The sequence below is a fragment of the Stenotrophomonas sp. Br8 genome (genome assembly GCF_014763005.1).
GTDB classification, from domain to species: Bacteria; Pseudomonadota; Gammaproteobacteria; order Xanthomonadales; family Xanthomonadaceae; genus Stenotrophomonas; species Stenotrophomonas lactitubi.
In genome coordinates this window covers 22,988-36,879 of the sequence record NZ_JACGTN010000018.1, presented here as the reverse complement: position 1 = coordinate 36,879, position 13,892 = coordinate 22,988, and the positions used below count along the sequence as shown (strand labels likewise).

Annotated in this window: 10 protein-coding genes; all 10 read left to right on the top strand. The window is 63.1% G+C overall.

Going from position 1 to position 13,892, the window contains the following annotated elements:
* Nucleotides 1-34: 34 nt before the first annotated feature.
* The 10 genes from secE to rpsG all read left to right on the top strand — a co-directional run bounded on the left by secE (nt 35) and on the right by rpsG (nt 13,762).
* On the top strand, nt 35-448 hold the full coding sequence (secE, locus tag H3005_RS16205; RefSeq protein WP_089238987.1) for a preprotein translocase subunit SecE: 414 nt from the start codon (nt 35-37) through the stop codon (nt 446-448).
* Nucleotides 449-458: 10 nt separating this feature from the next.
* Entirely contained in the window at nt 459-1,019 is a 561-nt protein-coding gene (gene nusG / locus H3005_RS16200; RefSeq protein ID WP_025879350.1) for a transcription termination/antitermination protein NusG, read from the top strand.
* Between the two features lie 196 nt (nt 1,020-1,215).
* On the top strand, nt 1,216-1,644 hold the full coding sequence (gene rplK / locus H3005_RS16195; RefSeq protein ID WP_004145248.1) for a 50S ribosomal protein L11: 429 nt from the start codon (nt 1,216-1,218) through the stop codon (nt 1,642-1,644).
* Between the two features lie 4 nt (nt 1,645-1,648).
* A complete protein-coding gene (gene rplA / locus H3005_RS16190; RefSeq protein WP_089238989.1) occupies nt 1,649-2,347 on the top strand; it encodes a 50S ribosomal protein L1 in 699 nt (232 codons plus the stop codon).
* A 388-nt stretch (nt 2,348-2,735) separates the two neighbouring features.
* The gene (rplJ, locus tag H3005_RS16185) at nt 2,736-3,272 is read left to right on the top strand and encodes a 50S ribosomal protein L10 (RefSeq protein WP_089238991.1); all 537 of its coding nucleotides are present in this window, start codon (nt 2,736-2,738) and stop codon (nt 3,270-3,272) included.
* A 63-nt stretch (nt 3,273-3,335) separates the two neighbouring features.
* Nucleotides 3,336-3,701 (top strand): 50S ribosomal protein L7/L12, encoded by a 366-nt coding sequence (gene rplL, locus H3005_RS16180; RefSeq protein WP_025879347.1) that lies wholly within the window; start codon nt 3,336-3,338, stop codon nt 3,699-3,701.
* A gap of 326 nt (nt 3,702-4,027) precedes the next feature.
* A complete protein-coding gene (rpoB, locus tag H3005_RS16175) occupies nt 4,028-8,182 on the top strand; it encodes a DNA-directed RNA polymerase subunit beta (protein ID WP_100551642.1) in 4,155 nt (1,384 codons plus the stop codon).
* A gap of 89 nt (nt 8,183-8,271) precedes the next feature.
* Nucleotides 8,272-12,513 (top strand): DNA-directed RNA polymerase subunit beta', encoded by a 4,242-nt coding sequence (rpoC, locus tag H3005_RS16170; RefSeq protein ID WP_191078572.1) that lies wholly within the window; start codon nt 8,272-8,274, stop codon nt 12,511-12,513.
* Between the two features lie 394 nt (nt 12,514-12,907).
* On the top strand, nt 12,908-13,282 hold the full coding sequence (gene rpsL / locus H3005_RS16165; protein ID WP_025879344.1) for a 30S ribosomal protein S12: 375 nt from the start codon (nt 12,908-12,910) through the stop codon (nt 13,280-13,282).
* Nucleotides 13,283-13,294: 12 nt separating this feature from the next.
* Nucleotides 13,295-13,762, top strand: coding sequence for a 30S ribosomal protein S7 (gene rpsG, locus H3005_RS16160; RefSeq protein ID WP_089238997.1), 468 nt, complete (start codon nt 13,295-13,297; stop codon nt 13,760-13,762).
* Nucleotides 13,763-13,892 lie beyond the last annotated feature (130 nt).

Here is a 13,892-nt window from a genome sequence, read left to right as displayed (position 1 = left end):
CCAGCGGCCCTGCCGCTAAAGCAGACACAGCCTGATGAATAGCAAGATCGAACATTCCAAGGACACCTCCGCGCAAGGCGGGGATATCGTCAAGTACGTCCTCGCATCGTTGCTGGTGCTGGCAGGTCTGTTCGTCTGGTTCTGGTTCTCCGCCGACTCCGGTCGCGCTGCCCAGCTGGGCACGTGGGCGGGTCAGCTGCGTGCGTTGGCGGTCGTGGTCGGCCTGGTTGGCGGTATCGGCGTGTTCATGCTGACCGGCAAGGGGCGCGACACCCGCGAATTCCTCTCCGAGTCGCGTTTCGAACTGCGTAAAGTGGTTTGGCCGACCCGTCAGGAAGCCATTCGCATGACCTGGGTGGTGATTGTCGTCGTCCTGATCCTCAGCTTGCTGCTGGGTGGGTTCGACTTCTTCATCCAGAAACTGACTCAGTGGTTCCTGAGCCGCTAAGGAGAAATGCATGAAGCGTTGGTACGTCGTTCACGCCTATTCGGGCTTCGAGAAGTCGGTGGCGCAGGCTCTGCGCGATCGCATCGTCCGTGACGGCATGGAAGAGCGCTTCGGCGACGTCCTGGTTCCGACCGAGGAAGTGATCGAAATGCGCGCCGGCCAGAAGCGCCGTTCCGAGCGCAAGTTCTTCCCGGGTTACGTGCTGGTCCAGATCGAGACCCACGAAGAAGCGGGTATTCCGCGCATCGACAACGAAAGCTGGCACCTGGTCAAGGAAACCCCGCGCGTCATGGGCTTCATCGGCGGAACCGCCGATCGTCCGCTGCCGATCGCAGATTCCGAGGCCGAAGCGATCCTGAACCGTGTCCAGGAAGGCGTCGAGAAGCCGCGTCCGAAGGTGCTGTTCGAGCCGGGCCAGATGGTCCGCGTCACCGAGGGTCCGTTCAACGACTTCAACGGTGTCGTCGAAGAAGTCAACTACGAGAAGAGCCGTCTGCGCGTCTCGGTGCTGATCTTCGGTCGCGCCACCCCGGTCGAGCTCGAGTTCGGTCAGGTCGAAAAGGCCGTCTGATCTGTATTCACATGCCGCTTCAGGCATGTGAAGAAAAAACCTGATATGCTGCGCGGCTCCCGTTGGGAAGCTGGCGGGACGAGGCCACCGAAAGGTGGCCTTCGGCATGATTTCAAAACGCGATGCCGGGACGCGTGATTCCCGGTCCGATGGGGAGCCTGTTGTCGCAAGGCGCTAGCACCCGGAGAGTACTCACATGGCAAAGAAAGTTGTCGGTTATATCAAGCTGCAGGTGAAGGCCGGTCAGGCCAACCCCTCGCCGCCGGTCGGTCCTGCGCTGGGTCAGCGCGGCCTGAACATCATGGAATTCTGCAAGGCCTTCAATGCCGCCACGCAGAAGCTCGAGCCGGGTCTGCCGGTTCCGGTGATCATCACGGCCTATTCGGACCGTACGTTCACCTTCATCACCAAGAGCACTCCGGCCACCACGCTGCTGAAGAAGGCCGCTGGCATCTCGTCGGGCTCCAAGCGCCCGAACACCGAGAAGGTCGGCAAGGTCACCCGTAAGCAGCTGGAAGAGATCGCCAAGGCGAAGGAACCGGATCTGACTGCCGCCGACCTGGACGCCGCCGTGCGTACCATCGCTGGCTCTGCCCGTTCCATGGGCCTCGTGGTGGAGGGTTAATCAGATGGCACAGAACAAGCGCGAAAAGGCCATCAAGGCCGCCGTTGTCCCGGGTAAGGCGTATGCCTTCGAGGACGCAATCAACATCCTGAAGACCGCCACCAAGGCCAAGTTCGTCGAGTCGATCGACGTTGCTGTGCGCCTGGGCGTCGACGCGAAGAAGTCCGACCAGCAGGTCCGTGGCTCCACCGTGCTGCCGGCTGGTACCGGCAAGTCGGTCCGCGTCGCTGTCTTCGCTCCGGCCGGTGCCAAGGCTGATGAAGCCCTGGCCGCTGGTGCCGAAGCCGTCGGTATGGACGACCTGGCCGAGAAGATGCAGGCCGGCGATCTGAACTACGACGTCGTGATCGCGACCCCGGACGCAATGCGCGTCGTCGGTAAGCTGGGTACCGTGCTGGGCCCGCGCGGCCTGATGCCGAACCCGAAGGTCGGCACCGTCTCCCCGAACCCGGGTGAGGCTGTGAAGAATGCCAAGTCGGGTCAGGTGCGTTACCGCACCGACAAGGCCGGCATCATCCACTGCACCATCGGCAAGGCCGACTTCGCCGAAGACGCGCTGAAGTCGAACCTGACCGCGCTGCTGCTGGACCTGATCAAGGCCAAGCCGGCCACCTCGAAGGGCCTGTACCTGCAGAAGGTGTCGGTCAGCTCGACGATGGGCCCGGGCGTCACCGTCGACCAGTCGTCGCTGAGCCTGAAGTAATCGTTTCAAGCGATCGCGGGTCCCTCGGGTCCCGCGGTCGTGACATTTGAAGGCATCGCCGGCAACCCATCGCCGGTGGTAGCCGTCAAAGACCGCAGGTGCGGTCGTGGTATGCCGGCGACGGGCACGGAAGCTCGATTTGGCAGGGAGTCGCCGCCGGAGCAGCCACGAACGCTTAATCGATTCCCCGGAATCACCCTGCGTAGATGGTGCCCTTCTGGAGTTTTTCTGGTTCACGCACGTCTGGGGTTACCCAGGTTGGCCCACTCCAGGTCTAGAACGGCCCACCCCCCGGAACATCATTCCGATGTTCCCGGCGTCCAGGACGGATGCCGCACAGGACCGCACACGGCAGGAGCCGTAAGCGGAGTTCAATCGGAGGAGTGCAATGGCTCTCAATCTGTCCCAGAAGCAAGAAGTAGTCGCGGAGCTGGCAGACATCGCCGCCAAGGCCCACTCCTTGATCGCAGCCGAATACGCTGGCACCACGGTCGCTCAGATGACCGCGATGCGTAAGCAGGCTCGTGAAACCGGCGTTTTCTTGAAAGTTGTCAAGAACACCCTGGCGTCGCGTGCTGTTGAAGGCACCGAGTTCGCATGTGCACAGGACAAGCTCGTTGGTCCGCTGCTGTACGCGTTCTCGCTTGAGGAGCCCGGCGCTGCCGGTCGCCTGATCAAGGATGCCGCCAAGGGCAACGACAAGCTGCAGGCCAAGGTCGTCGCCATCGGCGGCGAAGTGTTCCCGGCAAGCCATGTCGACGTGTTGGCCTCGCTGCCGACCCGCGACCAGGCCCTGGCAATGCTGGCACGCGTCCTGACCGAGCCGGTCACGATGTTCGCCCGCGCCATCAAGGCAATCGGCGACAAGCAGAATGGTGGCGACGTCGCCGCCGACGCTGCTGAACCGGCCGCCGAGACCGCCTGAGTTTCGACTAATCGTGGTTCCTGACGGAACCTCAATCCAGAAAAACATCCAAAGGTAATTATCATGTCCCTTACCAACGAACAGATCGTCGACGCCATCGCCGAGAAGTCCCTGATGGAAGTGATGGAGCTGGTCAAGGCCATCGAAGAGAAGTTCGGCGTCTCCGCCGCTGCTCCGGTCGCCGCTGCTGTGGCTGGCCCGGCTGCCGTCGTTGAAGAGCAGACCGAATTCGTCGTCACCCTGAAGACCGCTGGCGACAAGAAGGTCGAAGTCATCAAGGCCGTCCGCGCCATCACCGGCCTGGGCCTGAAGGAAGCGAAGGACCTGGCCGAAGCCGGCGGCGTCCTGAAGGACAACGCTTCGAAGGACGAAGCCGAGAAGATGAAGAAGGACCTGGAAGCTGCTGGCGCGACTGTCGAAGTCAAGTAAGCACTTCCATTGCGTCGCCATCGAAATCCGGCGATGCAGCCAAGGCTGGGGGCGTAAGCCCCCGGCCTTTGGTCGTTGTTGTAGGGCCAGCCAATCGTGGCGCGGTTCTACGGAAATACGGTGAAAAAGCCCAACACGGGCTGCGGTCAAACCCTGGTCGGCCAGCGCAAAGCGCGGCGGCGGGGGAGTGGATGCAGACGAGTTGGCAGTTGGAAGTAGCGGGAGAAGGCGTGCTGGTGCCGGCAATACCAGCGACTTCCAACTGACAATTTCAAGTTCCCTTCGGGTCGTGGGCGCACGACTCGCACAACAAGGTGGAAGACCTCATGACGTCCTATTCGTTCACCGAAAAAAAGCGTATCCGCAAGGATTTCGGCAAGCAGCGTTCGATTCTCGAAGTGCCGTTCCTGCTCGCCATCCAGGTGGATTCCTACCGTGAATTCCTGCAGGAAAACGTCGATCCGGCCAAGCGCACGGACCACGGCCTGCACGCTGCACTGAAGTCGGTCTTCCCGATCGCCAGCTACAGCGGCAATGCTGCTCTGGAATACGTCGGCTACAAGCTGGGCGATCCGGTCTTCGACGAGCGTGAGTGCCGTCAGCGTGGCATGAGCTACGGTGCGCCGCTGCGCGTGACCGTGCGCCTGGTGATCTACGACCGCGAGTCGTCGACCAAGGCCATCAAGTACGTGAAGGAGCAGGAGGTCTACCTCGGCGAAATCCCGCTGATGACCGACAACGGCACCTTCATCGTCAACGGCACCGAGCGCGTCATCGTCTCGCAGCTGCACCGCTCGCCGGGCGTGTTCTTCGACCACGACCGTGGCAAGACCCACAGCTCGGGCAAGCTGCTGTACAGCGCCCGCATCATTCCTTACCGCGGCTCCTGGCTGGACTTCGAGTTCGACCCGAAGGACGCGCTGTTCACCCGTATCGACCGTCGCCGCAAGCTGCCGGTGTCGATCCTGCTGCGTGCGCTTGGCTACAGCAACGAAGAGATGCTGGCCGAGTTCTTCGAGATCAACACCTTCCACATCAACCCGGATGAAGGCGTCCAGCTGGAGCTGGTGCCGGAGCGCCTGCGCGGCGAAACCCTGGGCTTCGACCTCGCCGATGGCGACAAGGTCATCGTGGAAGCCGGCAAGCGCATCACCGCGCGCCACATCAAGCAGCTGGAAGCCTCGGGCATCGCCGCCCTGGCCGTGCCGGACGACTACATCGTCGGCCGCATCCTGTCGCACGACGTGGTCGATGCCTCGACCGGTGAACTGCTGGCCCAGGCCAACGACGAAATCACCGACGAGCAGCTGCAGAACTTCCGCAAGGCCGGCGTCGATGCAGTGGGCACCCTGTGGGTGAACGACCTGGATCGTGGCCCGTACCTGTCCAACACCCTGCGCATCGATCCGACCAAGACCCAGCTGGAAGCCCTGGTCGAGATCTACCGCATGATGCGTCCGGGCGAGCCGCCGACCAAGGATGCTGCGCAGAACCTGTTCCACAACCTGTTCTTCACCTTCGAGCGCTACGACCTGTCTGCAGTCGGCCGCATGAAGTTCAACCGTCGCGTGGGCCGCAAGGAAACCACCGGCGAAGCCGTGCTGTACGACCGCAAGTACTACGGCGAGCGCAACGACGAAGAGTCCAAGCGCCTGGTTGCCGCCCACGGCGACAGCTCGGACATCCTGGAAGTGATCAAGGTCCTGACCGAGATCCGCAACGGTCGTGGCGTGGTCGATGACATCGATCACCTGGGCAACCGTCGCGTGCGTTCGGTCGGTGAAATGGCCGAGAACGTGTTCCGCGTGGGCCTGGTCCGCGTCGAGCGCGCGGTCAAGGAACGCCTGTCGATGGCAGAGTCGGAAGGCCTGACCCCGCAGGAGCTGATCAACGCCAAGCCGGTGGCTGCGGCGATCAAGGAATTCTTCGGCTCCTCGCAGCTGTCGCAGTTCATGGATCAGAACAACCCGCTGTCGGAAGTGACCCACAAGCGTCGCGTCTCGGCCCTGGGCCCGGGCGGCCTGACCCGTGAGCGCGCCGGCTTCGAAGTGCGCGACGTGCACCCGACCCATTACGGCCGCGTCTGCACCATCGAAACGCCGGAAGGCCCGAACATCGGCCTGATCAACTCGCTGGCCGTGTACGCACGCACCAACCAGTACGGTTTCCTCGAGACCCCGTACCGCAAGGTCGTGGACGGCAAGGTCTTCGACGAAGTCGAGTTCCTGTCGGCCATCGAAGAAAACGAGTACGTCATCGCCCAGGCCAACGCCCTGACCGATGCCAACAGCGTGCTGACCGAGCAGTTCGTTCCCTGCCGTTACCAGGGCGAATCGCTGCTGAAGCCGCCGGCGGAAGTCCACTTCATGGACGTCTCGCCGATGCAGACCGTGTCGATCGCGGCTGCGCTGGTTCCGTTCCTGGAGCACGATGACGCCAACCGCGCACTGATGGGCGCGAACATGCAGCGTCAGGCTGTGCCGACTCTGCGTGCGCAGAAGCCGCTGGTCGGTACCGGCATCGAGCGCGCCGTGGCGCGTGACTCGGGCGTGACCGTGAATGCCCGTCGTGGTGGCGAGATCGTGCAGATCGATGCCGCCCGCATCGTGGTCAAGGTCAACGAAGTGGAAATCACCGACGCGACCGATGCCGGCGTCGACATCTACAACCTGATCAAGTACACCCGCTCCAACCAGAACACCTGCATCAACCAGCGTCCGCTGGTGGAAGTGGGCGACGTGGTGGCGCGTGGCGACGTGCTGGCTGACGGTCCGTCCACCGACATCGGTGAACTGGCCCTGGGCCAGAACATGCTGATCGCCTTCATGCCGTGGAACGGCTACAACTTCGAAGACTCCATCCTGCTCTCCGAGCGCGTGGTGGAAGAGGATCGCTACACCACGATCCACATCGAAGAGCTGACCTGCGTTGCGCGTGACACCAAGCTGGGGCCGGAGGAAATCTCCGCCGACATCCCGAACGTTTCCGAGCAGGCGCTGAACCGTCTGGACGAGAGCGGCGTGGTGTACATCGGTGCCGAAGTCCGCGCTGGTGACATCATGGTCGGCAAGGTCACCCCGAAGGGCGAAAGCCAGCTGACCCCGGAAGAGAAGCTGCTGCGCGCGATCTTCGGCGAGAAGGCTTCGGACGTGAAGGACAGCTCGCTGCGCGTGCCGCCGGGCATGGACGGCACCGTCATCGACGTGCAGGTCTTCACCCGCGATGGCATCGAGAAGGACAAGCGCGCTCGTCAGATCGAAGAATCTGAAATCAAGCGCGTCAAGAAGGACTTCGACGACCAGTTCCGCATCCTGGAAGCAGCCATCTACATGCGTCTGCGTTCGCAGATCGTGGGCAAGGTGGTCAACGGTGGCGCTGGCCTGAAGAAGGGCGACGTCATCTCCGACGCCTACCTGGATGGCCTGAAGAAGGCCGACTGGTTCGTGCTGCGCATGAAGGACGAGGACGCTGCCGAAGCCATCGAACGCGCACAGAAGCAGATCCAGGCGCACGAGAAGGAATTCGAGCGTCGCTTCGCCGACAAGCGCGGCAAGATCACCGCCGGCGACGACCTGGCTCCGGGCGTGCTGAAGATGGTCAAGGTGTTCCTGGCCGTGAAGCGCCGCATCCAGCCGGGCGACAAGATGGCAGGCCGCCACGGCAACAAGGGTGTGGTGTCCAACGTGGTGCCGGTCGAGGACATGCCGTACATGGCCTCGGGCGAAACCGTGGACATCGTGCTGAACCCGCTGGGCGTGCCGTCGCGTATGAACATCGGGCAGATCCTGGAAGTGCACCTGGGCTGGGCTGCCAAGGGTCTGGGTCGCAAGATCCAGGCGATGCTGGAAGCCCAGGCGGCGGTCGCCGACCTGCGCAAGTTCCTGGACGACATCTACAACCACGATGACACCAACGTGGCCAACCGTGTCGACCTGTCGCAGTTCAGCGACGAGGAACTGCTGCGCCTGGCCCGCAACCTGTTCGACGGCGTGCCGATGGCCACCCCGGTGTTCGACGGTGCCACCGAAGCGGAAATCAAGCGCATGCTGGAACTGGCCGACCTGCCGAGCAGTGGCCAGACCCAGCTGTATGACGGCCGCACCGGTGAAGCCTTCGATCGCCACACCACCGTTGGCTACATGCACTACCTGAAGCTGAACCACCTGGTCGACGACAAGATGCACGCCCGTTCGACCGGTCCGTACTCGCTCGTCACCCAGCAGCCGCTGGGCGGCAAGGCGCAGTTCGGCGGCCAGCGCTTCGGTGAAATGGAAGTCTGGGCGCTGGAAGCCTACGGCGCGGCCTACACCCTGCAGGAAATGCTGACGGTGAAGTCCGATGACGTGCAGGGCCGCAACCAGATGTACAAGAACATCGTCGACGGTGAGCACGAGATGGTCGCGGGCATGCCGGAATCCTTCAACGTGCTTGTGAAGGAAATCCGCTCGCTGGCCATCAACATGGAACTGGAAGACAACTGATCCATGCCGGCGCGGCGGTCTACGCCGCCGCGCCGCTGGCAGTCAACTGAAAGCCCATCGACACAGCATTCCTCCTTCTGGAGAACACCATGAAAGACCTGCTCAACCTCTTCAACCAGCAGCGCCAGACGCTGGACTTCGACGCGATCAAGATCGCGCTGGCTTCGCCGGACCTGATCCGTTCGTGGTCCTTCGGCGAAGTGAAGAAGCCGGAAACCATCAACTACCGTACCTTCAAGCCGGAACGTGACGGCCTGTTCTGCGCCGCCATCTTCGGACCGGTCAAGGACTACGAGTGCCTGTGCGGCAAGTACAAGCGCATGAAGCACCGCGGCGTGGTCTGCGAGAAGTGCGGCACCGAAGTGACCCTGGCCAAGGTGCGTCGTGAGCGCATGGGCCACATCGACCTGGCTTCGCCGGTCGCGCACATCTGGTTCCTTAAGTCGCTGCCGTCGCGCATCGGCCTGATGCTGGACATGACCCTGCGCGATATCGAGCGCGTGCTGTACTTCGAAGCCTACGTGGTGACCGAGCCGGGCCTGACCGCTCTGGAGCGCCGCCAGCTGCTGACCGAAGAGCAGTACCTGCAGGCACGCCAGGAGCACGGTGACGACTTCGACGCCGCCATGGGCGCCGAGGCCGTGTACGAACTGCTGCGCACCATCGACCTGCAGTCGGAAATGACCCGTCTGCGCGAAGAGATCGCCAGCACCGGTTCGGAAACCAAGCTGAAGCGACTGACCAAGCGCATCAAGCTGATCGAAGCCTTCCTGGAATCGGGCAACCGTCCGGAGTGGATGGTCATGACCGTCCTGCCGGTGCTGCCGCCGGACCTGCGTCCGCTGGTTCCGCTGGACGGTGGCCGCTTCGCGACCTCCGACCTGAACGACCTGTACCGCCGCGTCATCAACCGCAACAACCGCCTGCGCCGCCTGCTCGAACTGAGCGCGCCGGACATCATCGTGCGCAATGAAAAGCGCATGCTGCAGGAATCGGTCGATGCGCTGCTGGACAACGGTCGTCGTGGCCGTGCCATCACCGGCACCAACAAGCGCCCGCTGAAGTCGCTGGCCGACATGATCAAGGGCAAGCAGGGTCGCTTCCGTCAGAACCTGCTCGGCAAGCGCGTCGACTACTCGGGCCGTTCGGTCATCGTGGTCGGTCCGTACCTGCGCCTGCACCAGTGCGGCCTGCCGAAGAAGATGGCGCTCGAACTGTTCAAGCCGTTCGTGTTCGCCAAGCTGCAGCGTCGTGGCCTGGCCACCACCATCAAGGCCGCCAAGAAGCTGGTCGAGCGCGAAGAAGCCGAAGTCTGGGACATCCTGGAAGAGGTCATCCGCGAGCATCCGGTGATGCTGAACCGTGCGCCGACCCTGCACCGTCTGGGCATCCAGGCCTTCGAGCCGGTCCTGATCGAAGGCAAGGCCATCCAGCTGCACCCGCTGGTCTGCACCGCGTTCAACGCCGACTTCGACGGTGACCAGATGGCCGTCCACGTGCCGCTCTCGCTGGAAGCCCAGCTGGAAGCGCGTGCGCTGATGATGTCGACCAACAACATCCTGTCGCCGGCCAACGGCGAGCCGATCATCGTGCCGTCGCAGGACGTCGTGCTGGGTCTGTACTACATGACCCGCTCGCTGGAAAACAAGAAGGGCGAGGGCATGGCCTTCGCCAACATCGCCGAAGTCAAGCGCGCCTACGACAACCGCGTGGTGGAACTGCACGCGCGCGTCAAGGTCCGCATCACCGAGGTGGTGACCGACGAGGAAGGCAACAAGCAGAGCAAGACCTCGATCGTGGATACCACCATCGGTCGCGCCCTGCTGGCTGAAATCCTGCCGGAAGGCCTGCCGTTCGCGCTGGCCAACACCGAGCTGACCAAGAAGAACATCAGCCGCCTGATCAACTCCAGCTACCGTCAGCTGGGTCTGAAGGACACGGTCGTGTTCGCCGACAAGCTGATGTACACCGGCTTCGCCTACGCGACCCGTGCCGGCGTCTCGATCGGCATCGACGACATGCTGATCCCGGACGAGAAGAAGGGCATCCTCACCGAGGCCGAAGCCGAAGTGCTGGAAATCCAGGAGCAGTACCAGTCGGGCCTGGTCACCGCCGGCGAGCGCTACAACAAGGTGGTCGACATCTGGTCGCGCACCAATGAGCGCATCGCCAAGGCGATGATGGACACCATCGGTACCGAGAAGGTCATCAATGCCAAGGGCGAGACCATCGACCAGAAGTCGATGAACTCCCTGTACATCATGGCCGACTCCGGTGCGCGAGGCAGCCAGGCGCAGATCCGTCAGCTGGCCGGCATGCGTGGCCTGATGGCCCGTCCCGATGGCTCGATCATCGAGACGCCCATCAAGGCGAACTTCCGCGAAGGCCTGAACGTGCAGGAGTACTTCAACTCCACCCACGGTGCCCGTAAGGGTCTGGCCGATACCGCGCTGAAGACCGCGAACTCGGGTTACCTGACCCGTCGTCTGGTCGACGTGGCGCAGGACGTGGTGATCACCGAGGTGGACTGCGGTACCTCCGAAGGCCTGATCATGACCCCGATCGTTGAAGGCGGCGACGTGGTCGAGCCGTTGAAGGATCGCGTGCTGGGTCGCGTGGTTGCCGAGGACGTGTTCCTGCCGGGCAACGACGAAGATCCGATCGTCACCCGCAACACCCTGCTGGACGAAGCATGGGTCGCCAAGCTTGAAGAGGCCAGCGTGCAGACCATCAAGGTCCGCTCGACGATCTCCTGCGAATCGGCCTTCGGCGTCTGCGGTCGCTGCTACGGCCGCGATCTGGCCCGTGGCCACCTGGTCAACATCGGTGAAGCGGTCGGCGTCATCGCCGCCCAGTCCATCGGTGAGCCGGGTACCCAGCTGACGATGCGTACGTTCCACATCGGTGGTGCGGCATCGCGAGCTGCTGCGGTCGACAACATCACCGTCAAGACCACCGGCTCGGTCAAGTTCAGCAACCTCAAGTCGGTTTCCCATGCCAACGGCTCGCTGGTCGCGGTGTCGCGCTCGGGCGAAATGTCGGTGCTCGATGCGCACGGCCGTGAGCGTGAGCGTTACAAGCTGCCGTACGGCGCAACCATCACCTCCAAGGACGGTGATGCGGTCAAGGCTGGCCAGACCGTGGCCAACTGGGATCCGCATAACCACCCGATCGTTTCGGAAGTGGCTGGTTTCATCCGCTTCATCGACTTCGTCGACGGCATCACCGTCATCGAGAAGACCGATGAGCTGACCGGCCTGGCGTCGCGCGAAATCACCGACCCGAAGCGCCGCGGCGCCCAGGCGAAGGATCTGCGCCCGATCGTCCGCATCGTCGATGGCAAGGGCAACGACCTGTCGATTCCGGGCACCGACCTGCCGGCGCAGTACCTGCTGCCGCCGCGCTCGATCGTCAACCTGCAGGACGGCGCTGCCGTCGGCGTGGGTGACGTGGTTGCCAAGATCCCGCAGGAAGCGTCCAAGACCCGCGACATCACCGGTGGTCTGCCGCGCGTGGCCGATCTGTTCGAAGCGCGCAAGCCGAAGGATCCGGCGGTGCTGGCCGAGCGTTCGGGCATCATCAGCTTCGGCAAGGACACCAAGGGCAAGCAGCGCCTGATCATCAAGGACACCGATGGTTCGGAGCACGAAGAGCTGATTCCGAAGTACCGTCAGGTCATCGTGTTCGAAGGTGAGCACGTGACCAAGGGCGAAACCATCGTCGACGGCGAGCCGAGCCCGCAGGACATCCTGCGTCTGCTGGGTGTCGAGCCGCTGGCCGCCTACCTGGTCAAGGAAATCCAGGACGTGTACCGCCTGCAGGGCGTGAAGATCAACGACAAGCACATCGAGGTGATCACCCGCCAGATGCTGCGCAAGGTCGAGATCACCGATCAGGGCAGCAGCAAGTTCCTGAACGGCGAACAGGTCGAGCGCCAGCGCGTCATCGAGGAAAATGCACGCCTGACCACCCGCAACGAGCTGATCGCTCGTTTCGATCCGGTCCTGCTGGGCATCACCAAGGCCTCGCTGGCAACCGAATCGTTCATCTCGGCGGCCTCCTTCCAGGAGACCACCCGCGTGCTGACCGAGGCTGCCGTCCGCGGCACCAAGGACAACCTGCGCGGCCTGAAGGAGAACGTGATCGTCGGCCGTCTGATTCCGGCCGGTACCGGTCTGTCCTACCACGCCAACCGCCGCCGCAACGCGAGCGGGCTGACCGACTCGGAAATGCAGACCCTCGCCGGTACCCCGGCAGCTGCAGCCCCGGTGGCCGTGGCAGCACCGGAAGTGGTGGTGGAATCGACCGACGCCGAGCAGGCCGAGGATTGATCGGCGGGTCCGGCTCCGGCCGGACCTCGATCGGGCAGGGGACGGCCATCGGTCGGTCCCTGCCGTACGGTCCGGCCTCGTGCCGGACAAGCATCACGCAGCACCGGTTCCGGCCGGATCTGCACTCGAGGGCCCAGGCCGCTGGTCTGTTGGCTTTCGATGAGGTAGGATGCCGCCCGGCCCAGCGATGGGTCGGACGACAACCTGAACGGGGGGCATGGAGAAGGCTCCCCTGTAACGGCCCGGGATCAGGGCTGGCTTGGCGTGTGCGCATTTGACCGCGTTTTCGCCAGGTTGCTACAATCGTCTGTCTCAGCAGGCCGGTTTTTCGCCTGCTCGCACATATCCGCATTCATGGCCGGTTTCTTTCGGCCTCTCTCAGAAGAACATACTGATGGCGACGATCAATCAGCTTGTCCGCAAGCCGCGGCAGGCAACCACTTATAAGAGCGCCTCGCCGGCTCTCGAAAAGTGCCCCCAGCGCCGTGGCGTCTGCACGCGCGTTTACACCACTACTCCGAAGAAGCCGAACTCGGCGCTTCGCAAGGTTGCCAAGGTTCGCCTGACCAACCAGGAAGAAGTGATTTCCTACATCGGCGGTGAAGGCCACAACCTGCAGGAGCACTCCGTGGTCCTGATCCGTGGCGGTCGCGTCAAGGATCTGCCGGGTGTGCGTTACCACACCGTTCGTGGTTCGCTCGACGCCTCCGGCGTTGCCAAGCGTCGCCAGGGCCGTTCCAAGTACGGCGCCAAGCGTCCGAAGAGCTAAGGGAAAGCACACATGTCTCGTAAAGGTAATACGCCGCAGCGCGCAGTCCTGCCGGATCCGAAGCACGGAAGCGAAACCATCGCCCGTTTCATCAACATGGTGATGCTGAGCGGCAAGAAGTCGGTCGCTGAAAAGATCGTCTATGGCGCCATGGACGTGATCGGTGAGAAGAACCCGAATTCCGTCGAGCTGGTTCAGAAGGCTCTGGAAAACGTGGCTCCGTCGGTCGAAGTCAAGTCCCGCCGTGTCGGTGGTGCCACCTATCAGGTGCCGGTCGAAGTGCGCGCCTCGCGCAAGATGGCCCTGGCCATGCGTTGGCTGATCGACTCCGCGCGCAAGCGTGGTGAGAACACCATGCCGAAGAAGCTGGCCGCTGAACTGATCGACGCTGCGGAAAACCGTGGCGGCGCCATCAAGAAGCGCGAAGAAACCCACCGCATGGCCGAAGCCAACAAGGCATTCGCCCACTACCGCTGGTGAGTTTGACGGCCTTGTAAAACAGGCAGGGCAGCACCATCTCGGTGCTGCCTCGCGGCCCCAGAAGGGCTGCGCCAATCCGAAGGCCGCCGAAAGGCGGCGTTCGGCCATCCGAAATCCAAGAAATCTGAGA

Excerpts from the sequence above, each read along its gene's own strand:
- secE (WP_089238987.1), top strand. The coding sequence starts at position 35 with ATGAATAGCAAGATCGAACATTCCAAGGACACCTCCGCGCAAGGCGGG.
- nusG (WP_025879350.1), top strand. The coding sequence starts at position 459 with ATGAAGCGTTGGTACGTCGTTCACGCCTATTCGGGCTTCGAGAAGTCG.
- rplK (WP_004145248.1), top strand. The coding sequence starts at position 1,216 with ATGGCAAAGAAAGTTGTCGGTTATATCAAGCTGCAGGTGAAGGCCGGT.
- rplA (WP_089238989.1), top strand. The coding sequence starts at position 1,649 with ATGGCACAGAACAAGCGCGAAAAGGCCATCAAGGCCGCCGTTGTCCCG.
- rplJ (WP_089238991.1), top strand. The coding sequence starts at position 2,736 with ATGGCTCTCAATCTGTCCCAGAAGCAAGAAGTAGTCGCGGAGCTGGCA.
- rplL (WP_025879347.1), top strand. The coding sequence starts at position 3,336 with ATGTCCCTTACCAACGAACAGATCGTCGACGCCATCGCCGAGAAGTCC.
- rpoB (WP_100551642.1), top strand. The coding sequence starts at position 4,028 with ATGACGTCCTATTCGTTCACCGAAAAAAAGCGTATCCGCAAGGATTTC.
- rpoC (WP_191078572.1), top strand. The coding sequence starts at position 8,272 with ATGAAAGACCTGCTCAACCTCTTCAACCAGCAGCGCCAGACGCTGGAC.
- rpsL (WP_025879344.1), top strand. The coding sequence starts at position 12,908 with ATGGCGACGATCAATCAGCTTGTCCGCAAGCCGCGGCAGGCAACCACT.
- rpsG (WP_089238997.1), top strand. The coding sequence starts at position 13,295 with ATGTCTCGTAAAGGTAATACGCCGCAGCGCGCAGTCCTGCCGGATCCG.